Annotated in this window: 24 protein-coding genes and 1 riboswitch; of the genes, 18 read left to right on the forward strand and 6 right to left on the reverse strand. The window is 71.4% G+C overall.

Annotated elements, in window-relative coordinates; all coding sequences use genetic code 11:
• The first annotated feature begins 1 nt into the window (after window position 1).
• Window positions 2-454, forward strand: coding sequence for an Lrp/AsnC family transcriptional regulator (locus AB0H86_RS28035; RefSeq protein ID WP_362444415.1), 453 nt, complete (start codon window positions 2-4; stop codon window positions 452-454).
• A 6-nt stretch (window positions 455-460) separates the two neighbouring features.
• Here AB0H86_RS28035 and AB0H86_RS28040 read toward each other — a convergent pair whose 3' ends face one another.
• Window positions 461-910 carry a hypothetical protein gene (locus AB0H86_RS28040; RefSeq protein ID WP_362444417.1) on the reverse strand — a complete coding sequence of 150 codons (450 nt, stop codon included), beginning with the start codon at window positions 908-910 and terminating at the stop codon, window positions 461-463.
• 217 nt (window positions 911-1,127) lie between these two features.
• Between AB0H86_RS28040 and AB0H86_RS28045 the strand changes: the two genes are divergently transcribed.
• The 3 genes from AB0H86_RS28045 (at window position 1,128) to AB0H86_RS28055 (ending at window position 5,656) form a co-directional block, all read left to right on the forward strand.
• Entirely contained in the window at window positions 1,128-2,357 is a 1,230-nt protein-coding gene (locus tag AB0H86_RS28045; RefSeq protein ID WP_362444420.1) for an MFS transporter, read from the forward strand.
• Between the two features lie 750 nt (window positions 2,358-3,107).
• On the forward strand, window positions 3,108-3,896 hold the full coding sequence (locus tag AB0H86_RS28050) for a carbon-nitrogen hydrolase family protein (protein ID WP_362444423.1): 789 nt from the start codon (window positions 3,108-3,110) through the stop codon (window positions 3,894-3,896).
• 47 nt (window positions 3,897-3,943) lie between these two features.
• Window positions 3,944-5,656: an NAD(P)/FAD-dependent oxidoreductase gene (locus tag AB0H86_RS28055; protein ID WP_362444426.1), complete on the forward strand. Its 1,713-nt coding sequence runs from the start codon at window positions 3,944-3,946 to the stop codon at window positions 5,654-5,656.
• A 69-nt stretch (window positions 5,657-5,725) separates the two neighbouring features.
• Here the strand turns inward: AB0H86_RS28055 and AB0H86_RS28060 are convergent, their stop codons facing one another.
• A complete protein-coding gene (locus AB0H86_RS28060) occupies window positions 5,726-6,415 on the reverse strand; it encodes a DUF5995 family protein (protein WP_362444429.1) in 690 nt (229 codons plus the stop codon).
• A gap of 175 nt (window positions 6,416-6,590) precedes the next feature.
• Between AB0H86_RS28060 and AB0H86_RS28065 the strand changes: the two genes are divergently transcribed.
• Window positions 6,591-7,721 (forward strand): glycoside hydrolase family 6 protein, encoded by a 1,131-nt coding sequence (locus tag AB0H86_RS28065; RefSeq protein WP_362444505.1) that lies wholly within the window; start codon window positions 6,591-6,593, stop codon window positions 7,719-7,721.
• Here the strand turns inward: AB0H86_RS28065 and AB0H86_RS28070 are convergent.
• Both AB0H86_RS28070 and AB0H86_RS28075 read right to left on the reverse strand, forming a co-directional pair.
• Entirely contained in the window at window positions 7,703-9,094 is a 1,392-nt protein-coding gene (locus tag AB0H86_RS28070) for a solute carrier family 23 protein (protein WP_362444431.1), read from the reverse strand. The genes AB0H86_RS28065 and AB0H86_RS28070 overlap by 19 nt on opposite strands.
• A 130-nt stretch (window positions 9,095-9,224) precedes the next feature.
• Entirely contained in the window at window positions 9,225-10,436 is a 1,212-nt protein-coding gene (locus AB0H86_RS28075; RefSeq protein ID WP_362444434.1) for an MFS transporter, read from the reverse strand.
• A gap of 125 nt (window positions 10,437-10,561) precedes the next feature.
• Here AB0H86_RS28075 and AB0H86_RS28080 point away from each other — a divergent pair, with 125 nt between their 5' ends.
• The 10 genes from AB0H86_RS28080 (at window position 10,562) to AB0H86_RS28125 (ending at window position 20,002) form a co-directional block, all read left to right on the forward strand.
• Window positions 10,562-11,818 (forward strand): ROK family transcriptional regulator, encoded by a 1,257-nt coding sequence (locus tag AB0H86_RS28080; RefSeq protein ID WP_362444437.1) that lies wholly within the window; start codon window positions 10,562-10,564, stop codon window positions 11,816-11,818.
• Between the two features lie 478 nt (window positions 11,819-12,296).
• Window positions 12,297-12,427, forward strand: a riboswitch (FMN riboswitch).
• Between the two features lie 146 nt (window positions 12,428-12,573).
• Window positions 12,574-13,176 (forward strand): riboflavin synthase, encoded by a 603-nt coding sequence (locus tag AB0H86_RS28085; RefSeq protein WP_362444440.1) that lies wholly within the window; start codon window positions 12,574-12,576, stop codon window positions 13,174-13,176.
• Window positions 13,173-13,814 (forward strand): nicotinamide mononucleotide transporter family protein, encoded by a 642-nt coding sequence (locus AB0H86_RS28090; protein WP_362444442.1) that lies wholly within the window; start codon window positions 13,173-13,175, stop codon window positions 13,812-13,814. Before AB0H86_RS28085 ends, AB0H86_RS28090 begins: the two co-directional genes overlap by 4 nt.
• Entirely contained in the window at window positions 13,811-15,154 is a 1,344-nt protein-coding gene (locus AB0H86_RS28095) for a bifunctional 3,4-dihydroxy-2-butanone-4-phosphate synthase/GTP cyclohydrolase II (RefSeq protein ID WP_362444445.1), read from the forward strand. The genes AB0H86_RS28090 and AB0H86_RS28095 overlap by 4 nt, the downstream gene beginning before the upstream one ends.
• A 28-nt stretch (window positions 15,155-15,182) precedes the next feature.
• Window positions 15,183-15,668: a 6,7-dimethyl-8-ribityllumazine synthase gene (ribH, locus tag AB0H86_RS28100; RefSeq protein WP_362444448.1), complete on the forward strand. Its 486-nt coding sequence runs from the start codon at window positions 15,183-15,185 to the stop codon at window positions 15,666-15,668.
• Window positions 15,669-15,701: 33 nt separating this feature from the next.
• Window positions 15,702-15,974 carry a phosphoribosyl-ATP diphosphatase gene (locus AB0H86_RS28105; protein WP_362444451.1) on the forward strand — a complete coding sequence of 91 codons (273 nt, stop codon included), beginning with the start codon at window positions 15,702-15,704 and terminating at the stop codon, window positions 15,972-15,974.
• A gap of 65 nt (window positions 15,975-16,039) precedes the next feature.
• Complete coding sequence (hisG, locus tag AB0H86_RS28110; protein WP_362444454.1) at window positions 16,040-16,888, forward strand: ATP phosphoribosyltransferase; 849 nt, start codon at window positions 16,040-16,042, stop codon at window positions 16,886-16,888.
• Window positions 16,889-16,911: 23 nt separating this feature from the next.
• Entirely contained in the window at window positions 16,912-17,367 is a 456-nt protein-coding gene (locus AB0H86_RS28115; protein ID WP_362444457.1) for a PH domain-containing protein, read from the forward strand.
• Between the two features lie 224 nt (window positions 17,368-17,591).
• Window positions 17,592-18,920: a hemolysin family protein gene (locus AB0H86_RS28120; RefSeq protein ID WP_362444460.1), complete on the forward strand. Its 1,329-nt coding sequence runs from the start codon at window positions 17,592-17,594 to the stop codon at window positions 18,918-18,920.
• Window positions 18,917-20,002, forward strand: coding sequence for a hemolysin family protein (locus tag AB0H86_RS28125; RefSeq protein WP_362444463.1), 1,086 nt, complete (start codon window positions 18,917-18,919; stop codon window positions 20,000-20,002). The genes AB0H86_RS28120 and AB0H86_RS28125 overlap by 4 nt, the downstream gene beginning before the upstream one ends.
• Window positions 20,003-20,028: 26 nt before the next feature.
• On the opposite strand, the gene AB0H86_RS28130 is transcribed toward AB0H86_RS28125, so the two are convergent.
• Both AB0H86_RS28130 and AB0H86_RS28135 read right to left on the reverse strand, forming a co-directional pair.
• Window positions 20,029-21,891, reverse strand: a complete 1,863-nt coding sequence (locus tag AB0H86_RS28130; RefSeq protein ID WP_362444508.1) for an AAA family ATPase — start codon at window positions 21,889-21,891, stop codon at window positions 20,029-20,031.
• A 431-nt stretch (window positions 21,892-22,322) separates the two neighbouring features.
• A complete protein-coding gene (locus AB0H86_RS28135) occupies window positions 22,323-22,943 on the reverse strand; it encodes a hypothetical protein (RefSeq protein WP_362444511.1) in 621 nt (206 codons plus the stop codon).
• A gap of 226 nt (window positions 22,944-23,169) precedes the next feature.
• On the opposite strand from AB0H86_RS28135, the gene AB0H86_RS28140 reads away from it, so the two are divergent.
• From AB0H86_RS28140 to AB0H86_RS28150, 3 genes are all read left to right on the forward strand, one after another.
• A complete protein-coding gene (locus AB0H86_RS28140) occupies window positions 23,170-24,534 on the forward strand; it encodes a peptidase C39 family protein (protein ID WP_362444466.1) in 1,365 nt (454 codons plus the stop codon).
• 142 nt (window positions 24,535-24,676) lie between these two features.
• The gene (locus AB0H86_RS28145) at window positions 24,677-24,829 is read left to right on the forward strand and encodes an SCO1431 family membrane protein (protein WP_362444469.1); all 153 of its coding nucleotides are present in this window, start codon (window positions 24,677-24,679) and stop codon (window positions 24,827-24,829) included.
• Window positions 24,830-24,892: 63 nt separating this feature from the next.
• Window positions 24,893-25,555 carry a TetR/AcrR family transcriptional regulator gene (locus AB0H86_RS28150; RefSeq protein WP_362444472.1) on the forward strand — a complete coding sequence of 221 codons (663 nt, stop codon included), beginning with the start codon at window positions 24,893-24,895 and terminating at the stop codon, window positions 25,553-25,555.
• The last annotated feature ends 156 nt before the right edge of the window (window positions 25,556-25,711 follow it).

Raw genomic sequence — 25,711 nt, forward strand, 5'->3', positions numbered from 1 at the left:
AGTGCTGAACGATCTCGACGAACGCATCGTCCACGCCCTCGCCGAGGACGCACGCCGCTCTTACTCGGACATCGGCCAGTTGGTCGGCCTCTCCGCGCCCGCGGTGAAACGGCGGGTCGACCGGCTGCGCGCGACCGGGGCCATCACCGGCTTCACCGTCCGGGTGGACCCGGCGGCGCTCGGCTGGAAGACCGAGGGGTTCGTCGAGATCCACTGCCGCCGCAACACCTCGCCGGAGACCATCCAGCGAGGCCTGGAGCGCTACCAGGAGGTCGTGGCCGCGTCGACCGTCACCGGTGACGCGGACGCGATCGTCCAGGTCTTCGCCTCCGACATGCGGCACTTCGAGCGGGTCCTGGAGCGGATCGCGGGGGAGCCGTTCGTGGAGCGGACCAAGTCCGTGCTGGTGCTGTCGCCGCTGCTGCGCCGCTTCTCGTCGGGCTCGCCGACCTGAGCCGCTCTACTCGGCGCCGCGCCGGACGGCCGAGAGCAGCCGCCGTACGGCGACCGCGTGCCCGCCCGTGCCGATGACGAGGAGCCGGTAGAGGCCGCCGACCGGGCCGGGGAACCTCGCCCGGGTCTCGGCCCGCAGCCGGGTCCGCCCCGGCCCGGCCTCGTCGAGGCGGAAGACCAGGGCGTACGTCGAGAAGCGGTGGCGCCCGACCAGTACCAGCTCCCGGCCCGGGCGCGCGGCGGCCACGCGGAGCCCCTGGAACGTGGAGCCCTCGGCCACCGGCCGCGGTCCGGACACCGTACGGTCGGCGCAGCCGAGCAGGCGCGCGTAGCGGGCCGACCTGACGCTCGCGAAGGACCGGTCCAGGACGTCACCGATGCCTCGCCAGACGGCGGCGGGCTCCGCCGCGACGACCGTCGTGTGCTCGTCCACGTGCGGTAGCAGGGCGATCTCCATACGTCCTCCCCGGTGCGCAGCTGATGACATGCCCACCGTAGCCGTGGCGGGCAGACGGGCCGACGGGATGCCGACGGGCAATTCACTCGGCCGTACGCACGACCCCGACTACCATCGGTGTCATGACCTGGCGACATTGATCCACCAGCCGTGCCTCCCGAGGGCCACCTCGGACGCCGCACCTCAAGCGTCCGATTCGCCCCTGCGGGAAGGCCTCATGACACTCTCACCTGCTCGTGTGCCCGTCACCGGTGTCCGGCGGCTCACGGCCACGCTGTACGGCTACGCGTTCCTCGACGACTTCGTCCTGCTCTACCCGGTGTACGCGCTGCTGTTCGCCGACACCGGTCTGTCGATCTGGCAGATCTCCTCCCTGTTCGCCCTGTGGTCCCTCACCGGCGTCCTGCTGGAGGTCCCCTCCGGCGCCTGGGCCGACGCGGTCTCGCGCCGGCTGCTGCTGTGGCTCGGCCCGCTGCTCACCTCGGTCGGCTTCGCCCTGTGGGTCCTGGCCCCGTCCTACTGGGCCTTCGCCGTCGGCTTCGTTCTGTGGGGTGTGCGCGGCGCGCTCGGCTCCGGCGCGCTGGAGGCCCTGATGTACGAGGAACTGGGCCGGCTGGGCGCGGCCGACCGGTACGCCCGCGTCATGGGGCGGGCCAGGGCCGCGGGACTGCTGGCGGTGATGGCTTCGATGGCGGCCGCCGGTCCCGTGTTCGCGTTCGGCGGCTACCTGGCGGTCGGCGCCGCGAGTGTCCTTGCCTGTCTGCTCGCCGCGGTGACCGGTTCCCGGTTCCCGGAGCACCGGACACCGGGAACCGGCGGTGACAGCTGGGCCGCGACCCTGCGGGACGGACTCGCCGCGGCCCGTTCCGACCGGGCGCTGCGCCGGGCTCTGCTGCTCGTCCCGGCCGTCGGTGCCGTGTGGGGCGCGCTCGACGAGTACACCCCGCTGCTGGTGCGGGACACCGGCGTACCGGACCGGATGGTCCCGTATCTGCTCCTGCTGATCTGGGCGGGCGCCACGGCCGGGAGCCTGCTGGCCGGTCCCGCCGAGCGCCTCGGCAGCCGCGGGCTCGGCCGGCTGCTCGGGGGCGCCGCGCTCGCCCTGGCCGTGGGCGCGGGTGGGCGGACACCGGTCGGCCTCGTCCTGGTGGCCCTCGCCTTCGGCGGTTTCCAGCTGGCGACCGTGCTCGCCGACGTTCGCCTCCAGCACCGCATCGAGGACACCGGGCGGGCCACCCTGACCTCGGTCGCGAGCCTGGGCACCGAACTGGCCACGATCGTCGTCTACGGCGCGTACGCGACCCTCTCCCAAAACGCCTCCCACAGCACCGTGTTCGCGCTCTTCGCCGTGCCGTACCTGGCCACGGGCCTGCTGCTGACGAGGGGCACACGGATACCGGCGAAGGGCACACGGACTGCCGAGGCAGGCGGGTGGCCCGACCGGTGACGTGACCGGGCGGTCGGCCAGCGGGGCGGCGGAGCGTAACGCACACCGAGGCGCCGCCGACGTGGCGTGCCCGGGGCGGGGCCGCTCGGGCGGAGGTGGCCCTGGGCGGGGTCCGCTCGCGCGGGGGGTGGCTTGGGCGTGGGCCCGCTCGGGTGGAGGTGGCCCCGTCAGAGGGCAGCTCGCGCGGGGGTGGCTTGGGCCGGGGCCGCTCGGGCGGGGGTTGCCCGGGGCAGAGGCCAGCTCGCGCAGGTTCGGCTTGGGGCGTGGGTTGGCTCGGGCGGGGGCCCGCCCGGGTGGAGGTCTCGGCTTGGGCGGGGGCTGGCGCCCGGGTGGAGGTCGCCCGGGGCAGAGGGCAGCTCGCGCGGGGGTGGTTTGGGCCGGGGCCGCTCGGGCGGGGGTTGCCCGGGGCAGAGGCCAGCTCGCGCAGGTTCGGCTTGGGGCGTGGGCTGGCTCGGGAGGGGGCCCGGTCGGGTGGGGTCTCGGCTTGGGCGGGGGCTGGCGCCCGGGTGGAGGTCGCCCCCGGCAGGGGCCCGCCAGCGCGGGGAGTTGGCCCGGGCGGAGGTGTCGGCTCGGGTCGGGGCCCGCCCGGGCGGCGGTTCCCCCGGGCACGCAACGAATCGTCGCTGTTCGAACGGAGCGCGCAACGATCGGCGCACGGGCGCGCAACGGCTGCTTCTTGTCGGGTCGGGCCCGCCGCCCGTACCGTTCAGGTGGCCCCCACAACACCCTTCCGCCCGGTGAGGAACACGCATGCGCACCGCCCTGCTCCAGAGCTCCGGCCGCCCCGGCTCGATCGCCGCGAACCTCAAGGTTCTCGACGAGGCCGCGGGCCGGGCCGCCGCCGCGGGCGCCGGACTGCTGGCAGCGCCGGAGATGTTCCTCACCGGGTACGCGATCGGCGACGACATCGGCCGCCTCGCCGAGCCCGCCGACGGTGACGCGGCGGACGCGATCGCCGAGCTCGCCGGCCGGCACGGCCTCGCCATCGCCTACGGCTACCCCGAGCGGGCCGGCGAGGCCGTCTTCAACTCCGTCCAGCTGATCGCCGCCGACGGCACCCGACTGGCCAACTATCGCAAGACCCACCTCTTCGGCTGCTTCGAACGCGACCACTTCACGCCGGGCGCCCAGCCAGTCGTACAGGCCGAGCTGAACGGGCTCCGCGTCGGCCTGATGGTCTGCTACGACGTGGAGTTCCCGGAGAACGTCCGAGCCCACGCCCTCGCCGGCACCGACCTCCTCCTGGTGCCGACCGCGCAGATGCACCCGTTCCAGTTCGTCGCCGAGTCGGTCGTGCCGGTGCGTGCCTTCGAGAACCAGATGTACGTCGCGTACGTCAACCGGGTCGGTCAGGAAGGGGAGTTCGAGTTCGTCGGGCTCTCCACCCTCGCCGGACCCGACGGGGTCGCCCGCACCCGGGCCGGCCGCGCCGACGAACTGCTCCTCGCGGACGTGGACCCCGCCTTCCTCGCCGCCTCCCGCGAGGCCAACCCGTACCTGAAGGACCGCCGCCCCGGTCTGTACGGGTCGCTCGTCTGACCCCGAGCCTTCCCCCGAACCACCCCCGCGCAAGGAGTCCGTACCCCATGACGTCCACCGTGCCCAACGCCGTCGAGCACGCAGACGAGCAGCAGCCGCCGATCACCATGTTCGGCCCGGACTTCCCGTACGCGTACGACGACTTCCTCGCCCACCCGGCGGGCCTCGGTCAGATACCGGCGACCGAGCACGGCACCGAGGTCGCCGTCATCGGGGGCGGACTGTCCGGCATCGTGGCCGCGTACGAACTGATGAAGATGGGCCTCAAGCCCGTCGTCTACGAGGCCGACCGGATCGGCGGCCGGCTGCGGACCGTCGGTTTCGACGGATGCGACCCGTCGCTCACCGCCGAGATGGGCGCGATGCGCTTCCCGCCGTCCTCCACGGCCCTCCAGCACTACATCGACCTGGTGGGCCTGACGACCCGGCCCTTCCCCAACCCCCTGGCGGAGGTGACTCCTTCGACCGTCGTCGACCTCAAGGGCGAGTCCCACTACGCCGAGACGGTCGACGACCTGCCCCAGGTCTACCGGGACGTCGCCGCGGCCTGGAACAGCTGCCTCGAAGAGGGTGCCGACTTCTCCGACATGAACCGCGCCCTGCGGGAGCGGGACGTGCCGCGCATCCGGGAGATCTGGGCGAAGCTCGTCGAGAAGCTCGACAACCAGACCTTCTACGGCTTCCTCTGCGACTCCGAGGCCTTCAAATCCTTCCGGCACCGCGAGATCTTCGGCCAGGTCGGCTTCGGAACCGGCGGCTGGGACACCGACTTCCCCAACTCCATCCTGGAGATCCTGCGCGTCGTCTACACCGAGGCCGACGACCACCACCGCGGCATCGTCGGCGGCTCCCAGCAGCTGCCGGTGCGCCTGTGGGAGCGCGAGCCGGAGAAGATCGTCCACTGGCCGTACGGGACCTCGCTCGCCGGCCTGCATGTGAACGGTGAGCCCCGCCCGGCCGTGACCCGGCTGCACCGCACCGCGGGCGACCGGATCACCGTCACCGACGCGGACGGCGACATCCGCACCTACCGGACGGCGATCTTCACCGCCCAGTCCTGGATGCTGCTGTCGAAGATCGCCTGCGACGACTCGCTCTTCCCGATCGACCACTGGACCGCGATCGAGCGCACCCACTACATGGAGTCGTCCAAGCTCTTCGTGCCCGTCGACCGGCCGTTCTGGCTGGACAAGGCCGTCGACGACAGGGGAAACCCGACCGGCCGGGACGTCATGTCGATGACCCTCACCGACCGGATGACGCGCGGGACCTACCTCCTCGACGACGGCCCCGACAAGCCGGCCGTCATCTGCCTGTCGTACACCTGGTGCGACGACAGCCTGAAGTGGCTGCCGCTGTCGGCGAACGAGCGGATGGAGGTCATGCTGAAGTCGCTCGGCGAGATCTACCCGAACGTCGACATCAGGAAGCACGTCATCGGCAGCCCGGTGACCGTGTCCTGGGAGAACGAGCCCTACTTCATGGGCGCTTTCAAGGCCAACCTGCCCGGTCACTACCGCTATCAGCGGCGCCTGTTCACCCACTTCATGCAGGACCGGCTGCCCGAGGACAAGCGGGGCATCTTCCTCGCCGGCGACGACATCTCCTGGACGGCCGGCTGGGCCGAGGGGGCGGTGCAGACCGCGCTCAACGCGGTGTGGGGCGTCATGCACCACTTCGGAGGGGCGACCGACGCGACGAACCCGGGTCCGGGAGACCTGTACGACGAGATCGCGCCGGTCGAACTGCCGGAGGACTAGAAGGACTAGAGGGACTAGAAGGACTAGAGGGACTAGAAGGTCCTGGAGGTCCTGGAGGTCCAGGACCTGTCACCGGTCGGGCAGTGGGGTGAGCAGCATGCGCCCCGCGAGGCCGACCGCCGCGTCCAGCCGTTCGGTGAACTCCCCGGCGACATCGGGGAGTCCACGCAGCGCCCACAGGGCCCGGGCCGCGGTCCAGGTCGCGTCCCGGGCCCGCTCCAGGCTCCATGAGCCGAGCAGGTGGGTGAGCGGGTCGGCGATCTGGAGGAGGTCGGGGCCCGGCATCAGCTCTTCGCGGATGCTCTCCTCCAGCGAGACGAGGAGATCGCCCACGCGGTCGAACTCGTCCTCCACCTCGGCGGGTTCGCAGCCGAGCGTACGACAGGTGTCCACGACGGCGAGCGCCAGATCGTGGCCGACGTGCGCGTTGATGCCCGCGAGCGCGAACTGCAATGGTTGTACGCCGGGATGACGGCGCATCTGGAACAGGGGCCGCCAACAGGCGGGCGGACGCCGCTCGTCGGTCACTGTCTCGACGGCGGCCAGGTAGCGCTCAGCGAACCGCACGTCCAGCGTGATCGCGGCCCGCGCGTCCTCGAACTGCCCGCCGTCGATACGCCGGTCGACCGCCTCCGTGACGGCGAGGTAGACACGGTTGAAGACGGCGACGCCGTCGGCCGCCGGCAGCGTCGCGTCGAGCGCGCGCATACGGGAGATGACCGCGTCCACAGGGGTGGTGAATTGTTCGCATTGCACCATGGGGGCAGGGTGGCAGCTTTAGGGTGACCCGGGTACCGGCGGGCCCGGCGCTTCCCCAGAACGGGGGAACGCGCGCCCGCCCTGGGGGAGGGGGAGCGCAACCGTGTCAGGCTTGCGTGCCAGGCGCCCGGCCGCGCACCGGGCCGCGCGCGAACGGACCGCGCGACGGGGTGTGATGGTCGCCGCGGCATCCGTCGTCGTCGCGGTCGGCACCGCGTCCGGGATGCTGACCGCCCTCGACGACCGGCGCGGCTCCGACGAGGCGAAGCCCGAGGTGACCAGCACGCCCTACCTGGCACCACTGCCCGCCGTACCGACGCCGTCCGCCTCTCCGAGCCCGCGCCAGGGCGCCTCCGCCTCGCCGTCCCCGAAGAAGAAGCCGAGCGCCACGCCGACGCCCACGAGGACGGAGCAGAAGGAGCAGGACCTGACCGCCTTCGTGTCCACCCGGCTCTACCGCCACCCCGAGTCCCAGGTGCTCGACTGGGTGCGCGCCAACGGCGCGGACCCCCGGCAGGCGGTCATCGAGTCCCGGATAGCCGACCAGCCCGCGGCCCTCTGGTTCGCCGACTTCACGCCGTCGACCATCACCTCCCGGGTCCGCGCGGTCACATCGGGCGGTGTCGCCCAGGGCCGGGTCCCGGTGGTCGTGGCGTACGCGATCCCGGGCCGCGACTGCGGCGGCGCCTCCGAGGGCGGGGCGCCCGACCTCGACGCCTACGACGCCTGGATCGACGCCTTCGCCGCCGGGCTGGGCTCCGGCGAGGTCGTCGTCATCCTGGATCCGGACTCGGTCGCCCAGGCCGACTGCCTCTCCTCGGGCGAACGGTCCCGCCGCTTCGCCTCGTTGGCCCGTGCGGGCCGGGTCCTCAAGGCCGCCAACTCCAGGGCACGCGTCTACTACGACGCCGGTCACTCCGGCTGGAACTCGGCCACGAAACAGGCGGGTTGGCTCAGGCAGGCCGGAGCCGCCTCGGCCGCGTCCTCCGACGGTGTCTTCAGCAATGTCTCCAACTTCCACCGCACGTCCGACGAGATCGCCTACGACCGACGAGTCCTCGACGCGCTGGGCGGCCCGGCCGGCCTGGGCGCCGTCATCGACACCAGCCGCAACGGCAACGGCGCCCCGGCGGACGGCGAGTGGTGCGACCCGTCCGGCCGCAAGATCGGCCGGGCGCCCACGCTCAGCACCGGGGAAGCCCGGATCGACGCCTTCCTGTGGGTGAAACTGCCGGGGGAGTCGGACGGCTGCAAGGGCTCGCCCGGGACGTTCTCGCCGTCCTACGCCTACGAGTTGGCGCGCTGACCCTCCTCGTCGTAGGAACTGGTGCCCTCGTCCAGCAGCGGCCGGCCCGTCTTGAGATGGGCCGGCGCGAACGCCCGCAGCGCGTGGTAGCCGGTGATCACGACGAGCGTGCCCAGCGCGATGCCGCTCAGCGAGAAGGTGTCGGTGAACTTCATCGTCACGTCGCCGACTCCGATGATGATGCCCGCCGCGGCCGGCACCAGGTTGAGCGGATTGCGCAGGTCCACCTCGGCGTTGAGCCAGATCTGGGCGCCGAGCAGGCCGATCATGCCGTACAGGATGACGGTGATGCCGCCGAGGACACCGCCCGGGATCGCGGCCACCACCGCCCCGAACTTCGGGCACAGGCCGAACAGGAGGGCGAAGCCGGCGGCGGCCCAGTACGCGGCCGTCGAGTAGACGCGGGTCGCGGCCATCACGCCGATGTTCTCGGAGTAGGTCGTGTTGGGCGGGCCGCCGACCGCGGTGGAGAGCACGGAGCCGATGCCGTCGGCGGAGATCGCCGTACCGAGCCTGTCGTCCAGCGAGTCGCCGGTCATCTCGCCGACCGCCTTGACATGCCCGGCGTTCTCGGCGACCAGGGCGATGACCACGGGCAGCGCGACCAGGATCGCCGACCACTCGAAGGACGGCCCGTGGAAGGACGGCAGCCCGACCCAGTCGGCCTGGCCGACGGCGGACAGGTCGAGCCGCCAGTGGTCGGTGAGCTTGCCGCTCGCGTCCACCGAGTGGATCCGCCCGAATATCCGGTCGAAGGCCCAGGAGACGCCGTAGCCGAAGACCAGGCCCAGGAAGATCGCGATCCGGGACCAGAAACCACGCAGACACACCACGGCCAGACCGGTGAACAGCATGACCAGCAGGGCCGTCCACTGGTCCTGCGGCCAGTACGTGGAGGCCGTGACGGGCGCCAGGTTGAAGCCGATCAGCATCACCACCGCGCCGGTGACGATCGGCGGCATCGTCGCGTGGATGATCCGCGCCCCGAACCGCTGCACGGCGACACCGACCAGGAACAGCGCGACGCCGACGACCAGGACCGCCCCGGTCACCGTGGCACTCGTCCCGCCCTGCGCCCGGATGACCGCGGCGACGCCCACGAAGGAGAGCGAGCAGCCCAGGTAGCTGGGAACCCGGCCGCGGGTGGCGAGCAGGAAGATCACGGTCGCGACGCCGGACATCATGATCGCGAGGTTGGGATCCAGGCCCATCAGGACGGGCGCGACGAACGACGCACCGAACATGGCCACCACGTGCTGGGCGCCGAGCCCGAACGTGCGGGGCCAGGACAGCCGTTCGTCGGGGCGGACCACTGCTCCCGGTGCCGGCGTGCGTCCGTCGCCGTGCAGTTTCCAGCGGACGCCAAGATCCATGGTGCGGTATCGCTTTCGTCGTGCCTGTGGTTCGGGGGCGGGTGCCCCGCTCATTGTCCAGGGAAAAGGAAAAAGGGACTCCGAGCGTCCACTCAGGGTGGGGAAGGCCCTCCCACCAGGGACGATCCGTTCAGGGCCGGGGGCTCGGAGCCACCGTGGCCTCGGCACTCAGCTTCGGACGGTCCCGGTCGCCCGCGCGCAGCACGCCCGCGAAGGCGACCAGCCCGCATGCCAGTACCGTCACCAGGACGAAGGACACCGTCAGACTGGTGGCCTGGGCGAGGCCGCCGATGGCGCTCGGCGCGACCAGACCCGAGGTGTACGTGATGGTCGCGACGCCCGCGATGGCCAGGCTGGGATTCGCGCCGCTGCGACCCGCCGCGGCGAAGCACAGCGGTACGACGACGGCGATGCCCAACCCCATCAGCGCGAACCCCGCCATGGCCACCGCCGGATGGCCGGCCACCACGACCAGCAGCCCGCCCAGGGCGGCCAGTACTCCGCCCACCCGGACCGTGCGCACCGAGCCGAACCGGTCCACCACCTTGTCGCCGACGATCCGGGCGATCGCCATGGTGAACGTGAAGCCCGTGGTGCAGGCGGCCGCCAGCCCCGCCGAACTGTCCAGCCGGTCGCGCAGATAGACCGCCGACCAGTCCAGGCTGGCGCCCTCGGCGAACACCGCGCAGAACCCGACCGCGCCGATCAGCAGCGCCGACTTCGGGGGCAGCGCGAACCGGGGCGGCGGCTCCTCGTCCTCGGCTGGCTGGATGTCGAGAACCCAGGTGCACGCGATCACACCCAGCACGGTCAGGACGGCGGCGGCCAGTGCGTGGTGCAGCCGGGCGTCCGAACCCAGATGTGCGGCGAGTGTGCCCGCCGCCGAACCGACCAGGGCGCCCGCGCTCCACAGACCGTGCAGGCCGGACATGATCGACCGCCCCAACTGGTTCTCGATCTCGACGCCGAGCGCGTTTATCGCCACGTCCGCCATGCCCGCCGAGGCGCCGAAGGTGAACAGCGCCAGACACAGCGCCGGCAGGTTCGGGGCGAGGGACGGCAGGATCAGCGACAGCGTCCACAGGGCGATCAGGCCGCGCAGGGCGTTCCGTGCGCCGAAGCGGTGACTGATGCGGCCCGCGAGCGGCATCGCCACGGACGCGCCGAGCGCGGGGAAGGCCAGGGCGAGCCCCAGCTGGCCCGCACCGACCGAGGCGTGCTCCTGGATCCACGGCACGCGGGTCGCGAACGAGCCGGTGACGGCACCGTGCACAGCGAACACGGCGGCCAGGGCGTACCGGGCCCGCCGCACCTCGCGTCGGTTGTAGACCACTTCGCTCATTCTCCGGCCCCTCCAGGTTTCCGGGTCCCCGCCCGCGCTGCCGTAAACTATCAGGAACCCTGCCTGATATATAGCGGGTTACCGGCCGCCCGCCGCGCGGCCCGCCGATCTGGAAGGATCCCGGCATGCCCGCATCCCCGAGCACCGCCCGGGCCATCAACGACCGGCTCGCCCTGCGCCTGCTCCAGGAGAAGGGCTCGCTGACGGCAGGGCGGCTGAAGCAGCTCACCGGCCTGTCCCGGCCGAGCGTCGCCGACCTCGTCGAGCGTCTCACGGCGTCCGGACTGATCGAGGTGGTCGGGGAGTCGGGCGAGCAGCGACGCGGGCCCAACGCCAAGCTGTACGGCATCGTCGCCGACCGCGCCCACCTGGCCGCCCTGGACGTCCGTACCGAGGGCGTCGCGGTGGTCGTGTCCGACCTGCTCGGGCAGGTGCTCGCCGAGGCGTCCGTGCCGATCGGCGACGACACCGGCACCGGGCCCGCGGTGGAGCAGGCGGTCACCCTGGTCGAGCGGGTGGTGAAGGAGGCCGGGGCGGACCGGCTGCACACCGTCGGCATCGGCGCGCCCGGGCTGATCGACCCCGCCAGCGGTGAACTCCGCGACTCCTCCGCGCTGCCCGCCTGGCACCGGCGCCTGGTGGCGGCCCTGCAGGAGCGGCTCCCGGAGGCCCGGTTCAGCGTCGAGAACGAGACCAACCTCGCCGCCCTCGCCGAGCAGCGCGACGGTGCCGCACGCGACCGGGACACCTTCGTGCTGCTGTGGCTCGGCATGGGCATCGGGGCCGCGTTGGTCCTCGACGGGACGCTGCGCCGGGGCGCCTCCGGCGGCGCGGGCGAGATCGGCTTCCTGCCGGTGCCGGGGGCGACCGGACTCCCGTCGGCGACCGGCTGCGAAGGGGGCTTCCACTCCCTCGCGGCGGCCGGGGCGATCGCCGCCCTGGCGGCGGAGCACGGCGTGACGGCGACGGCGGCGGCGCACGAGCCGTACGCGGCCGCGCTGGTTCGGACGGCGGTGGCGCGGGTGGCAGTGGACGGCGGGCGTCGCGAACCCCGCGCCGAGGACGGCCCCGTAGCCTCGCGCACTCCTCCGGACCTCGCCGCCGACCGTTTCCTCGACGTCCTCGCCGACCGTGTCGCCCTCGGCGCCGCCGCCGTCATCTCCGTCCTGGACCCGGGCTGCGTGGTGCTGGCCGGCGAGATCGGCCGCGCGGGCGGCGACACCCTTGCCCGGCGGGTCCAGCACCGCCTGGCCCGACTGTCCCCCCTGCCCACGGAGGTGCGGTCCAGCGCGCTGGGCGGGGGAGCAGTGTTGCGCGGGGCGCTGCTCACGGCCCGCGACCGGGCGCAGGACGACCTGTTCGCGCCGCGGAGGACGAGCTGAGGCCGCGCAGGGATTGCCTGGGCCGGGCCCTGTTCCTGGGGTGAGCCGGGCTGGGTGTCCGGGTGCCGGCTGAGCACCCGCACCTCGTGCCCACCCGGGCGCAGTCGCTCGGTGGCGAGCCGACCGAGTGTGCCGGTGCCGCCACTCTGCGAGCAGCGCGTTCGTGCGTTCCGGCCCCGTCGCGAAGGTTCCGCCCGGTTCGATCCCCGCCGGGGAGGGGAGACCCGGCGGCGGGCAAGGGCCGTCGTCACCGCCACCGGGCCCGTCTCTGCGGGTGTCCGCGCAGGCCGACCCTAAAAAGGACTAGACCAATACGTCAAGAGAGGTGGACCAGTTCAGGTCAAGGGGGGTGCGCCGGCGCGCGGGGCAGGGCCGACGGACCGCGCGAGAAGTCCATGGACGCTCCCTGTGAGCCACCCCACACCGTTCACTCGTATGGCCGTCGATCGAGCGTGGCACACTGACCGTGTACCAAAAGCAGCGCACTCCGGGGTCGGTGAAAGTCCGAACCGGCGGTTACAGTCCGCGACCCGGTCACTTCCAGTGGCCGGTTGACCAGGTGAAATTCCTGGACCGACGGTTAAAGTCCGGATGGGAGGCAGTGCGCGGCGGGCGGGCATTCGTGCGCGCCGCCGTATTGGTTCGTCAATGAGACGAGCCCTGTTCGGCGTCGCCCCCGGTGTTCCTGTTCGTGCATTTTGTCGTTCATCGACAGCCCCGGAGTCCGTGCCCGAAGAGGCAGGAGGACCCGGGAAGTGTTCACCGGAATCGTCGAAGAGCTGGGTGAGATCACCGCCGTCGAGAACCTCGGCGACGCCTCACGCTTTCGGCTGCGCGGCCCCGTCGTCACGGAAGACGCGAAGCACGGCGACTCCATCGCCGTCAACGGTGTCTGTCTGACCGTCGTCGACCACGAGGGCGACGAGTTCACCGCCGATGTGATGGCCGAGACCCTGAACCGTTCCAGCCTGGGCGTCCTCGCCGTGGGCTCCCGCGTCAACCTGGAGCGCCCCACCGCTGTGGGCGCACGCCTCGGCGGCCACATCGTGCAGGGGCACGTCGACGGCACCGGTCGGGTGCTGGAGCGCAAGCCGTCCGAGAACTGGGAGCTCGTGAAGATCGAGCTCCCCGCGGACCTCGCGCGCTACGTCGTGGAGAAGGGCTCCATCACGGTCGACGGCATCAGCCTCACCGTCGTCGACGCCGGCCCCGACCACTTCACAGTGAGCCTCATCCCCACCACCCTCGCCCTGACCACGCTCGGCCTCAAGCAGCCCGGCGACCCGGTCAACCTCGAAGTCGACATCATCGCCAAGTACGTGGAGCGGCTGATGGGCAGTCAGGGGGGCACCCGGTGAACTGGCTGAACTCCGAGGCGTTCGTCCTCCTCGACCAGCACATCCTCTGGTCGGACATGGTCGGGAACATCTTCGGCCTGATCGGCCTCGCCCTCGGCTGGCGCCGCTCCATCTGGAGCTGGCCCGTGCAGTTCCTGTCCGGCCTCATCCTCTTCGGCGCCTTCTTCGGCCATCTGACCGGCAGCGCCGGCAAGCAGGCCGTCGTCATGGTCGTCGCCCTGTACGGCTGGTGGCAGTGGAACCGCGGCAAGGACGGGTCCGGGGACGGCCACATCACCCCGCGGTTCGCCACCTGGCGCGAGCGCGCGGCGATGGTCGGTGCCGCCGCCGTCGGCACGGTCGCGGTGGCCCTGCTCTTCAAGGCGTACCCGACCCTGTCCTGGGACCCCTGGCCCGACGCCTACATCTTCGTCGGCACCGTCGTCGCCATGTACGCGCAGGCCCGCGGCATGGTCGAGTTCTGGTTCGCCTGGCTCCTCGTCGACCTCGTCGGCGTCCCCCTGAACTTCGCCAACGGCTACGCCTTCTCCGGCTTCGTCTACGTCATCTACGGCGCGCTCGTCCTGTGGGGCATGCGCGACTGGTGGCTGCGCTCCCGCAAGGCCACGCAGCCCGTCATGGAAGGAGCGCCGGCATGACTGCCCGCCCGTCACCCACCACCACCCTGATCGAGACGCTTCGCGCCGCACCCCTTGTCCCACCGATCCTGTACAGCACCGAAGCCCTCGAGGACTTCACGCTCGACCCGGTCGAGCAGGCCGTAGCGGACATCGCGGCCGGCCGCCCGATCGTGGTCGTCGACGACGAGGACCGGGAGAACGAGGGCGACCTCGTCATCGCCGCGGAGAAGGTGACCCCTGACATCGTCGCCTTCATGATGAGCGAGTGCCGCGGCCTGATCTGCGCCCCCATGGAGGGCGACGAACTGGACCGGCTCCAACTCCCGCAGATGGTCGACGACAACACCGAGTCGATGAAAACCGCGTTCACCGTCTCCGTGGACGCCTCGCCCGCTCACGGCGTGAGCACCGGGATCTCGGCCTCCGACCGTGCGGCCACCCTTCAGCTCCTCGCGAGCGGTACGGCGCAGCCGTCGGACCTCGTCCGTCCCGGCCACATCTTCCCGCTGCGCGCCAGGCCCGGCGGGGTGCTCGTCCGCAACGGCCACACCGAGGCCGCCGTCGACCTCGCCCGTCTCGCCGGCCTGCGCCCGGCGGGCGCCATCGTCGAGATCGCCGGCGAGGACGGCAGCATGCTGCGGCTGCCCGAACTGGTCCCCTTCGCCCGCAAGCACGGCCTGACGATCATCTCCATCGAGGACCTGATCGCCTACCGGCGCTCCAGCGAACCCACCGTCCGCCGCGAGGCCGAGACCCGGCTGCCCACCGCCCACGGCGAGTTCACGGCGTACGGCTACCGCTCCACCGTCGACGGCGTGGAGCACGTCGCCCTGGTGCACGGCGAGATCGGCGACGGCGAGGACGTCGTCGTCCGCGTCCACTCCGAATGCCTCACCGGCGACATCTTCGGCTCCGCGCGCTGCGACTGCGGCCCCCAGCTGGACGCCTCCCTGGACCGCGTCCAGGCCGAGGGCAGGGGAGTGGTGGTCTATCTGCGCGGCCACGAGGGGCGCGGCATCGGCCTGCTGTCCAAGCTGCGCGCGTACGAGCTCCAGGAGCAGGGCCACGACACCCTCGACGCCAACCTGGAACTCGGCCTGCCCGCCGACGCCCGGGACTACAGCGCCGGCGCGCAGATCCTCCGGGACCTCGGCGTCCGCAGCCTGCGCCTGATGACCAACAACCCCGACAAGATCGACGCGCTCGTCCGGCACGGCCTCGAGGTCACCGGCCGCGAGCCGATGCCGGTACAGGCGGGCGAGCACAACCTCCGCTACCTGCGCACCAAGCGGGACCGGATGGGGCACGACCTGCCCTGGCTGGAGACGACCCCTGTCTCCACCTGCGGCAACCAGTAAGAAAGACCATCGAGGAGATGCGAGACAAGTGAGCGGCAAGGGTGCACCGGAACTGTCCGTACGCAACGTCGGAGACCTGCGGGTCGCCGTCATCGCGGCACAGTGGCACGAGAAGGTGATGGACGGTCTGGTGGACGGCGCCCTGCGTGCCCTGCACGACCTGGGAATCGACGAGCCGACCCTGCTGAGGGTCCCCGGCACCTGGGAACTCCCGGTCGTCGCCAAGGTCCTCGCGGGCCGCGGCTACGACGCGATCGTCGCCCTCGGAGTCGTCATCCGCGGCGGCACCCCCCACTTCGAGTACGTGTGCCAGGGCGTCACCCAGGGCCTCACCCAGGTCGCCGTCGAAACCGGCGTGCCCGTCGGCTTCGGCGTCCTCACCTGCGACACCGAGGAACAGGCCCTGGACCGGGCGGGTATCGAGGGCTCCAACGAGGACAAGGGCCACGAGGCGGTGACGGCGGCCGTGGCCACGGCCGCCACCCTCCGCTCAGTATCCGAACCGTGGCGATGAGCCGCCCGGCACACGCGTAAAGTGAGCGCCACCATGTCCAATAAGACGTTCGAGGAGCTCTTCACCGAGCTCCAGCAGAAGGCCGCCGACGGCGACCCCGCCACCTCCCGCACCGCAGAGCTGGTCGGCAAGGGTGTCCACGCAATCGGCAAGAAGGTCGTCGAAGAGGCCGCCGAGGTCTGGATGGCCGCCGAGTACGAGGGCAAGGAGGCAGCCGCCGAGGAGATCTCGCAGCTGCTCTACCACGTCCAGGTGATGATGGTCGCCCGCGGGATCTCGCTGGACGACGTCTACGCCCACCTCTGAGCCGTAACCCGAACCCACCACCGTACGCACGAACCGCCGTACGACGAACAAAGGAAGCCGATCTCATGCTGCGCATCGCCGTCCCCAACAAGGGTTCCCTGTCAGGACCTGCGGCGGAGATGCTGCATGAGGCCGGCTACCAGCAGCGCCGCGAGTCCAAGGAACTGCGGATCGTCGACCCGACGAACGAGGTCGAGTTCTTCTACCTCCGCCCCCGCGACATCGCGATCTACGTCTCCTCCGGCAAGCTCGACATCGGCATCACCGGCCGCGACCTGCTGATCGACTCGGGCGCCAACGCGGAGGTCATCCTCCCGCTCGGCTTCGCCCGCTCCACCTTCCGCTTCGCCGGCAAGCCCGGCACGGCGAGCGGCATCGCGGACCTCGCCGGCATGACGGTGGCCACCTCGTACGAGGGGATCGTGGCCAAGCACCTCGCCGACAACGGGATCGACGCCTCCGTCGTCCACCTCGACGGGGCCGTCGAGACCGCGATCGAACTGGGCGTCGCCGAGGTCATCGCGGACGTCGTCGAGACCGGCACCTCGCTGCGCAACGCGGGCCTCGAAGTCTTCGGCGACCCGATCATGAAGTCCGAGGCGGTCGTCATCCACCGCGTCGGCGCCGAAGCGGAGGAGCCCAAGGTCCAGCAGTTCCTGCGCCGCCTCCAGGGCGTCCTGGTGGCCCGGACCTACGTGATGATGGACTACGACTGCCGGGTCGAGCAGCTCGAGAAGGCCGTCGCCCTCACCCCCGGCCTCGAGTCCCCGACCGTCTCCCCGCTGCACAACGAGGGCTGGGTCGCCGTCCGCGCGATGGTCCCCTCCAAGGAAGCCCAGCGGATCATGGACGACCTGTACGAGATCGGTGCCCGGGCCATCCTGACGACGGCCATCCACGCCTGCCGCCTCTGACAGCCGTACGAGAGCCGAAGACCATGTCGGACCTGCCCCCGCTCCCCGTCACGTTCCGGCCGAGCCGGACCCGTGCCGTTCTGCTGACCGCCGGTGTCGCGATCTTCGTGGTCATCACGACGGTCGCGATGCTCCTCGAACAGCTCAGCCCCGGCGAGCGCCTCAGCTTCGTCTTCACGGCGGCCCTCCTGGCCGGCGTGCTGTTCCTGCTGTCCCGGCCGAAGGTCGTCGCCGACGAGTCCGGTGTCACGGTCGTCAACATCGCCGGCCGACGCCGACTGGCCTGGGCCGAGATCATCCAGGTGAACCTCCGCCCCGGCGATCCCTGGGTGTTCCTCAACCTCAGCGACGGCACCAGCCTGCCCGCCCTCGGCATCCAGCCGGGCATCGCCAAGCAGCGCGCCATCGCGGACGCCCGAGCCCTGCGAGCGCTCGCCGAAGCGCGCTCCACAGCCCGCCCCGACGAAGATCAGGGCTGACTCGAGGCCTTCCACCCTGCCGCACAAGCCCCTGTCTTGATTAATCTGGTGGCGGAGGCGTATTCGCTGCGCCTCCGCCCCTGCGCGCCGACCGGCGCCCAGGGGTTCCTGCTACGCGAGGAGTGACCCTCTCCGGCGATGGACGGATCGTCCTGTAGTACCTGCGCCGCCCCCTACCGACATACCGCGGACCCGCTCCGCGCGTACGCGGAGGCGGCGGCATCATGACCAACCCCCTGTTGCTCCTCGGAGCGGCGTTCCTGCTGATTCTCGCCAACGGATTCTTCGTGGCGGCCGAGTTCGGCCTGGTGACGGTCGAGGCGACCGACGCCGAGAAGGCCGCCGCCGAGGGCGACCGACGAGCCCGTACGGTCGTCGAGTCCCTCAAGGAGCTGTCCTTCCAGCTCTCCGGCACCCAGCTCGGCATCACCATCACCTCCCTCGTCGTCGGCATGCTCGCCGAACCGGCGCTCGCGCAGCTGCTGCACGGCCCCATCACCGCGACCGGCATCCCCGAGGGCGCCGTCTCCGGTGTCGCCGTGGTCGTCGGCATGCTGCTGGCCTCTGCCGTGCAGATGGTGATCGGCGAACTGGTGCCCAAGAACTGGGCGGTGTCCAAGCCCCTGCAGGTCGCGCGCTTCGTCGCGGGCCCGCAGCACGCCTTCGCCCGCCTCTTCCACCCGGTGATCGCGACCCTGAACGCGGTCGCCAACCGGCTCGTCCGCGCGCTGGGCATCGAGCCCGCCGAGGAGCTGGCCTCCGCCCGCACCCCCGGCGAACTCGTCTCCCTCGCCCGGCACTCCGCGCGGGCCGGCGCCCTGGAACAGGACACCGCCGACCTCTTCGTACGGACGCTGTCGCTCGCCGAGCTGACCGCACAGCACGTCATGACGCCCCGGGTACGGGTCAGCGCGCTCCAGTCCACGGCGACCGCCGAGGACGTGGTGAACCTGACCCGCGCCACGGGTCTGTCCCGCTTTCCCGTCTACCGCGAGAGGATCGACGAGGTCGTCGGCATGGCGCACCTCAAGGACGCGCTGGCCGTGCCCGTGCACGACCGGCTGCGCACCCCCGTGGTGCGCATCGCCCGCCCGGCGCTGCTCGTGCCCGAGACCCTGCCGGTGCAGCCCCTGCTCGCGCAGTTGCGCAGTGAGCAGCCCATCGCCGTCGTCGTCGACGAGTACGGCGGCACGGCCGGCGTCGTCACACTGGAGGACATCGTCGAGGAGATCGTCGGCGAGGTCCGTGACGAGCACGACGGGCACGACCTGCCGGAACTCGCCGCCACCTCGCCGGAGGACGGCCGGCCCGCCTGGGAGGCCGACGGCAGCTGCCGCGTCGACATCCTGCAGCGCATAGGCCTGGATGTGCCCGAGGGGCCCTACGAGACCGTCGCCGGCCTGGTCGCCGATCTGCTCGGCCGTATCCCCGCCGTCGGGGACCGGGCCGAACTGCCCGGCTGGCGGCTCACCGTGCGCCAGGTCGGGCACTATCGCGCCGAGCGGGTACGTCTCGTGCGTATCGCCCCCGCAGTGGTGGAGGCCGCCCGATGAGCGTCCTGCAACTCCTCTTCGCCGCGCTGCTCGTACTCGCCAACGGCTTCTTCGTCGGTGCCGAGTTCGCGCTCGTCTCGGTGCGCCGCAGCCAGATCGAACCGCTCGGCACCGCCCGGGCCCGCCAGGTCCTGTACGGCCTGGAGCGGCTGCCGCAGATGATGGCGGCCGCGCAGTTCGGCATTACCGTCTGCTCGCTGACCCTGGGCGCGGTCGCCGAGCCGACCGTGGCGCACCTGCTGGAGCCGGTCTTCGAGTGGGTCCACCTGCCGCACGGCATGATCCACCCGCTCGGCTATGTGATCGCGCTCGCCGCGGTCATCTTCTTCCACCTCGTCATCGGCGAGATGGTGCCGAAGAACCTCGCCATGGCAGCACCGGAGAAGGTCGCGCTGTGGCTCAGCCCCGGCCTGGTCGCCTTCGCCCGGCTGTGCAGGCCGATCACCGTCGCCCTCGGCGCCTGCGCCCGGGGCATCCTGCGGCTCTTCCACGTCGAGCCCAAGGACGAGGTCGAGGCGGTTTTCACCAGCGAACAGCTCAACCGCCTGGTGGAGGACTCCGGTCAGGCCGGTCTGCTCGACCCGGAGGAGCAGGAACGCCTGGAGGACGCCCTGGAGCTGGGCTCCCGCCCGGTCACCGACGTCCTGCTGAGTCGCGAGTCACTGGTGACGGTCAGCCCCTCGGTCACCCCGGGCCAGATCGTCGAGCTCACCGCCCGCACCGGCTACTCCCGCTTCCCGGTGGCGGCGGAGAAGGGCGCCTTCATGGGTTATCTGCATGTGAAGGACGTACTCGACCTGGAGGACTCCGAGCGGGCGGTGCCGCAGCAGGTGTGGCGGCCGATGACGACCCTGAGGCCCGAGCTCCCGCTCGACGACGCGCTCACGGTGATGCGCCGGGCCGCCACCCACCTGGCCCAGGTCGCCGACGCGTCCGGCAAGGTGCTGGGGCTGGTGGCGCTGGAGGACGTACTGGAGCTGCTGGTCGGTGAGGTACGGGACCCCGCGCACCGGGAGGCGCCGGAGGTGAGGGTCACGGAACCGAGGGCCAGCGGGGCGCCGGAGGAGGCGTTGGCCAGCTGACGCGGAGCGCGGGGCCGCCGGGTCCGTCAGATCGCCGACGGATCCTGCGGTCCCCGCCCCGACAGCACCTCTCCGTACGCCTGCATCAGATCCGGCAGCCGCAGCGTCGACAGGTCGTCCCGTGTCAGCATCCCCGGGTATGTCGACAACCGAAGATCCCGGTACGCGCAGCTCTTCTCGTACAGGGTCCGCAGGAACCGTCCGTTGCCCAGCTCGTCGATCCACCCCTGGTCGACCACATGCCCGGCGATGGAGCGCAGCTCGTCCAGTGTCTCCTCGTCCCAGATGTCACCGTTCTCCGCGGCCAGCACCTCGCCGATGGAGGTGAGTTCGAGCGGACGGTAGGAGGGGAAGTCGACGCGGGTCGTGAAGCGGGACGACAGCCCGGGGTTCGCCGCGAGGAGCCGGTCCATGCCCTCCGGATAGCCGGCCAGGATCACCACGAGGTGGTCCCGGTTGTCCTCCGCGCGCTTCAGCAGCACCTGCAGCGCCTCGTCGCCGTACGCGTCGCCCTTGCCGTAGCCGGAGTTCGACAACGAGTAGGCCTCGTCGACGAAGAGGACACCGCCGAGCGCGGAGTCGATCAGCTCGTTGGCCTTGACCGCGGTCTGGCCGAGGTATTCGCCGACGAGATCCGCCCGCTGTGCCTCCACCAGATGGTCGCCGCCGAGCAGCCCGAGGGCGTAGAAGACGCGGCCGAGGATGCGGGCCACCGTGGTCTTGCCGGTGCCGGAGGGGCCGGAGAAGACGAAGTGCCGCTTGGGCGGCTGGACCGGCAGACCCTGCCCGGCGCGCAGCCGGGCCATGTTCAACTGCGCGGACAGCGCCTTCACCTGGCGCTTCACCGGCTCCAGCCCCACCATGCGCTCCAGCTCGGCGAGCGCCTCTTCGAGCATCCCCGGGTCGGTGGGCCCGGCGGGCAACGACGGGGAGGGGAGGAGTTTCTCGCGCACCGCCGGGTCGCTCACCGGCGGCAGCGGGGCGGAGGCCGGCAGATCCGGCTCCGTGAGTCGTAGCTCGCGTCCCTCGATACCGAAGAGCTGGTCGAGTCCGTCGGGGCCCTCCACCATGTCCTGACCGGCCCCGGTGAGTGTGATCGCCGCGAGGTCGGTCGACTCGTCGTACCCGTCGCCCTCGGCGATCGCGGCGAGTCGGGCCGAGGTGTCCATGAAGGCGGGATCGACGCGGTGCACGGCCCGGTACAGGGGCAGTGCCGCGGCGCTGCGGCCGGTGCCCTCGTGGGCCCGGGCCAGCCAGTAACGCAGCTCCTTGCGCTGCGGCTGCTCGCTGCGGCAGCGCATCAGGGCCGACGACAGCAGCGGCTCGGCCTGCCCGTACATCTCGAGCCGGACCCGGGCCATCCCGCCGAACAGACCGGCCTCGATGCCCAGCATGGGGTCGTTGATCAGCGAGTCGGTGTGCCGGACCAGCTGTTCCCAGTCCTTGACCAGGTAGGCGCGGCAGGCGTGCAGGAAGCGGACCTGCGAGTCGGCGTCCACGGGCGGCAGGCCCGCGAGGGCCCGGTCGAGCTCCGGGACGTGCCGTCCGTCCAGCCAGTGCGAGGCGTGCGCGAGGAGCAGGTCACGGGGGCTCTCCAGCACCGGTTGCACCCACCAGCCCAGCCAGTACCAGGAGTTCAGGGTGCGGCGGTGCCGGGCGCGCTGTTCGCCGAAGCGGCCCCGGTGCCGGAACATCCGTAGCAGCGCGGTCGTCGTGTCCACGCGCAGCGCGTGCAGTCCGAGCCAGCCGTCGGCCATCCCGGGATCGATCCGCACCGCGGTGCGGAACTCCTCCTCCGCCTGCGGATAGGCGCCCATCGTGTAGGCGTCCACGCCTCGCAGCCAGGCGAGGTCGGCCGGGGCCTCGGGGCCCTGCGTGCCGAAGTCCATCACGTCCCCCACAAACCGTGCCCCCGTTGGTTCGCCGACGGGCCGGTGCCCGTCGACGTCCTTGGTCCAACCGCTGTGCCGCGGACCGGAGTTGCGACGGTGCGCAGAGCGGCCGTCCGCAGGTCGCACCGAGGGCATCGTACCTGCGTGGGTGTCGCCCATCGAAGGGTGCCGCACAGGCCGTTTGACGAGGTGGGAGCAGATGCGTGGATTCCGCATGGTGACCGAGGGTGAGCGAATTGTGTCGACCGGCGCCCGAAAAGTGCCTTCAGGGCAGAACGAAGCCCCCGATCACGGGGGAACAATCGGGGGCTTCGCGTCTGCGGGCGGCTCCGAATGGCCGCGCATTGAGAACGTAAGTCCTGTACGGCCCCTCGGTCAAGCCGAGTTGGAGCACTCCAGCAAGTTGTCCGGCAAGGCTCTTCACAAAGTCAGCACACTGCGGATGATCCATCACCATGCGTGACGACCTGGTCCGGTCCATTGGTCCCGGCGGGCCCCGGAAGTACCTCGTATCCCTTCGCGCACTGCCGTACCAGGAGGTCGGCGAAGGGCCGGGAGGGGTCCTCGGTGAAGTGCTGCTGTTCCGCCCGGACCCACCCGTCCCAGAACTCCCGCTGTTCCGCCCCGTCCCGCGCCCTTCCGCGCGCCCAAGCCTCATCACGCGCCAGCTCCATCCACAGCAGATGGGCCAGACAGGGGCGCAGCGCGCGGCGACCGGCGCCGACCCCCTCCACGAGAACCACCGGAGCGGGTGGCAGCGGGCGAGGCGGCCCGAAGCGGCGGGCGTGCCAGTCGTAGGGGGCGTAGTGCGCGGTACCGCCCCGGCTCAGCGGCTCGATCACCTGGGTCCGCAGGCGCCCCGTCCAGTCGAACAGCTCGTCGTGGCCGGAGATGTCGTCGAGGCGCAGGACCGGCGCGTCGTCCAGCGCGCGGGACAGCTGTCCCGCGAAGGTCGACTTTCCGGAGCCGGCGTGGCCGTCGATCCCGATCAGACGGACCGGGCCGCAGGACGGTGGCAGGCGGCGCAGCAGGGTGGCGAGCTCGTGAATGACGGTTCCTGGGGCGATCGGGGGACGGACTCGGGTGCGGGGAATGCCAGGCTACGCGGCCTTTCCGGTTGACCGTAGGACCGGCCGCGATGCCAGTGGACAAGACCAAAAATGGTGAGCGCGGCACGGGCGGAAGTGCTGGCAGGAGCATGTCGCCTGCCCCATAGTGGGCGCACGGCCGTGCGCCGGACCACCTCGACTCGGACACCTGGGGGTCATCCCGCCCATGAGCAGATCCGAACAGCCGTCCCGTAGAAGTGTCCTGGCCGCCGCGGTCGCGGCCGCCGTGGCCGGCAGCACGTGCCCGGCGGCCGCGGCGGAGGCCGAGGCCGACACCGCGGACCCGATGCGGGCCTCGGCCCGCCCGGTCGACAACCGTGCCTGGACCACCCACGCCGAATGGCGCGGCGGCACCGCCCGGGGCACCCGAGCCCTCGCAGGCGCTCGTCCGGGCGTGGCGATCGGCACCCCCGCGGGCACCACCGAGTACACCGACCCGCACACCGGCACGACCGCCACCTGGGAGTACGGGACCTGGACGGCCCCGCTCCACACGCTCGCCGTCCCCGCCACCGAGGTGATCGCCTCCTGGAACGCGCACACCCCGGCAGGTACCTGGATCCAGGTCGATCTGTCGGGGACGTACTCCGACGGCACGGACAGTCCCTGGTACGTGATGGGCCGTTGGGCGGCCGGCGATCAGGACATCAGGCGGACCTCGGTCGACGACCAGGGCGACGGCAAGAGCGCCGTCTGGACGGACACCTTCGCGATCGACACCCCGGCCGACGGCCTGCGCCTGGCCTCGTACCGTCTCCGGCTCACGCTGTACCGCACGCCGGGCACGAAGGCCACGCCCACCGTCTGGCGGCTCGGCGCGATGGGCTCCGACATCCCGGACCGGTTCACCGTCCCGGCCTCGGTGCCCGGCCCGGCAAAGGAGCTGACCGTCCCGCGCTACTCGCAGGAGATCCACGCCGGCCAGTATCCGGAGTACGACAACGGGGGCGAGGCCTGGTGCAGCCCCACCTCCTCGCAGATGATCATCGAGTACTGGGGCGGCCGGCTCACCCCCGAGCAGCTGGCGTGGGTCGATCCGTCGTACGCCGACCCCCAGGTGTGCCATGCGGCACGGTTCACCTACGACCACCAGTACGACGGCTGCGGCAACTGGCCGTTCAACGCCGCCTACGCGGCCACCTTCAAGGGACTCCAGGCAGTGGTCACCCGGCTCGGCTCGCTGACCGACCTGGAGACGCTGATCGCGGCCGGCATCCCGGCCATAACGTCCCAGTCGTTCTTGAAGGAGGAGCTCACAGGCGCCGGCTACGGCACCTCCGGACACCTGATGACCGTGATCGGCTTCACCGCCGACGGCGATGTGATCGCCAACGACCCGGCCTCACCCGGCGACGAGGCGGTGCGGCGCGTCTACAAGCGGCGGGAGTGGGAGAACATCTGGCTCAGGACCAAGAGGTACAACGCCGGCGGCAAGGTCGTCTCCGGTTCCGGCGGCGTCTGCTACCTGTTCTTCCCGGCCCACCCGACCCCGGGCCAGCGCGCGGCGCTCGCGGCGGTGGGCGTGCGCTGAGCGATACGCCGAAGGCCTCCGGCGGCGCGTCGGAGGCCGTTCGCCTGTGACCGACGTCTCCGTCGCAAAAGCCGCTGATGATGGCAAGGTGGGCAAAGCCATCGGGGGAGTCCCTCACGCATCCGAGATTCAGCGAGACGTCATGACCGCACACGCAACCACAGCCACAGCCACAGCCGCCCGAGCCCGTACCGGAGGACCGCGGGAGGACGGCCCGAAGAGCCTTGAGCACATCATGGGCTGGACCCTGGTCGTGGTGATCGCGATGCTCGTCACCCAGCTCGGCCTGCTGTGAGTTGGCTCATACCTGACCTGGCATACTGCGGTGGTCCCGCCGCCTGTTGAGACCAGGGTCGAAGTGAACATCAGTCAACAGCGCGACGCCGCCCGCCCCCGGGCCCGCGGCACCGAGCGCTCGGTCGCGCGCCGTGCCGAACTCATCGCCATCGGGCGGAAGTTGTTCGCCGACACGTCGTACGACGCGCTTTCCATGGACGACATCGCCCGGCAGGCACATGTCGCCAAGGGGCTGATCTACTACTACTTCCAGTCCAAGCGCGGCTACTACCTGGCGATCATCCAGGACTCCGTTGCCGACCTGGTCACCTATGCGGCGAGCGGCCTCGAACTGGGCCCGGTGGACCGGGTCCACCGCACCATCGACAGCTATCTGCGCTACGCCGAGCACAACCAGGCCGCCTACCGCACGATCGTCAGCGGCGGCGTCGGTTTCGACACCGAGGTGCACGCCATCCGGGACAGCGTGCGCGAGGCGATCGTCGCGACCATCGCGGAAGGGGCGTACGGCCGCAGCGACATCGGCCCGCTGCCCCGCATGGGACTGCTCGCCTGGGTGTGCAGTGTGGAAGGCGCCGCCCTCGACTGGATCGGCAGAACCCAGCTGACCCGCGACACGATGCGCGAACTGCTGGTGAAGACACTCGGCGGCTCCATGCGCGCGATCCAGGAGATGGACCCCGCCTATCCGACCCCGCAACCGGCCCGCCGGGGCGACGGCTGACGGCTGACGGCTTGGGGCGAAGGCTCGTGGTCCTCCGCCCCAAGCCCCCGGTGTGCCGGGCTAGGACCTGTCCGGCCGATCATGCCGCAGACGCGGGGTGTGGCACGCACATCTGCCGCGTTGTCGTCGGTCGCCGACGCTCCGCGTCGACTCCCT

The sequence above is a fragment of the Streptomyces sp. NPDC050997 genome (assembly GCF_040660135.1).
Taxonomy (GTDB): domain Bacteria; phylum Actinomycetota; class Actinomycetes; order Streptomycetales; family Streptomycetaceae; genus Streptomyces.

What these genes read in the sequence shown, in the direction of transcription:
- AB0H86_RS28040 (WP_362444417.1), bottom strand. Translation starts at nt 910, where the DNA reads ATGGAGATCGCCCTGCTACCGCACGTGGACGAGCACACGACGGTCGTC.
- AB0H86_RS28045 (WP_362444420.1), top strand. Translation starts at nt 1,128, where the DNA reads ATGACACTCTCACCTGCTCGTGTGCCCGTCACCGGTGTCCGGCGGCTC.
- AB0H86_RS28050 (WP_362444423.1), top strand. Translation starts at nt 3,108, where the DNA reads ATGCGCACCGCCCTGCTCCAGAGCTCCGGCCGCCCCGGCTCGATCGCC.
- AB0H86_RS28055 (WP_362444426.1), top strand. Translation starts at nt 3,944, where the DNA reads ATGACGTCCACCGTGCCCAACGCCGTCGAGCACGCAGACGAGCAGCAG.
- AB0H86_RS28060 (WP_362444429.1), bottom strand. Translation starts at nt 6,415, where the DNA reads ATGGTGCAATGCGAACAATTCACCACCCCTGTGGACGCGGTCATCTCC.
- AB0H86_RS28065 (WP_362444505.1), top strand. Translation starts at nt 6,591, where the DNA reads ATGGTCGCCGCGGCATCCGTCGTCGTCGCGGTCGGCACCGCGTCCGGG.
- AB0H86_RS28070 (WP_362444431.1), bottom strand. Translation starts at nt 9,094, where the DNA reads ATGGATCTTGGCGTCCGCTGGAAACTGCACGGCGACGGACGCACGCCG.
- AB0H86_RS28075 (WP_362444434.1), bottom strand. Translation starts at nt 10,436, where the DNA reads ATGAGCGAAGTGGTCTACAACCGACGCGAGGTGCGGCGGGCCCGGTAC.
- AB0H86_RS28080 (WP_362444437.1), top strand. Translation starts at nt 10,562, where the DNA reads ATGCCCGCATCCCCGAGCACCGCCCGGGCCATCAACGACCGGCTCGCC.
- AB0H86_RS28095 (WP_362444445.1), top strand. Translation starts at nt 13,811, where the DNA reads ATGACTGCCCGCCCGTCACCCACCACCACCCTGATCGAGACGCTTCGC.
- AB0H86_RS28105 (WP_362444451.1), top strand. Translation starts at nt 15,702, where the DNA reads ATGTCCAATAAGACGTTCGAGGAGCTCTTCACCGAGCTCCAGCAGAAG.
- hisG (WP_362444454.1), top strand. Translation starts at nt 16,040, where the DNA reads ATGCTGCGCATCGCCGTCCCCAACAAGGGTTCCCTGTCAGGACCTGCG.
- AB0H86_RS28115 (WP_362444457.1), top strand. Translation starts at nt 16,912, where the DNA reads ATGTCGGACCTGCCCCCGCTCCCCGTCACGTTCCGGCCGAGCCGGACC.
- AB0H86_RS28120 (WP_362444460.1), top strand. Translation starts at nt 17,592, where the DNA reads ATGACCAACCCCCTGTTGCTCCTCGGAGCGGCGTTCCTGCTGATTCTC.
- AB0H86_RS28125 (WP_362444463.1), top strand. Translation starts at nt 18,917, where the DNA reads ATGAGCGTCCTGCAACTCCTCTTCGCCGCGCTGCTCGTACTCGCCAAC.
- AB0H86_RS28130 (WP_362444508.1), bottom strand. Translation starts at nt 21,891, where the DNA reads ATGGACTTCGGCACGCAGGGCCCCGAGGCCCCGGCCGACCTCGCCTGG.
- AB0H86_RS28140 (WP_362444466.1), top strand. Translation starts at nt 23,170, where the DNA reads ATGAGCAGATCCGAACAGCCGTCCCGTAGAAGTGTCCTGGCCGCCGCG.
- AB0H86_RS28145 (WP_362444469.1), top strand. Translation starts at nt 24,677, where the DNA reads ATGACCGCACACGCAACCACAGCCACAGCCACAGCCGCCCGAGCCCGT.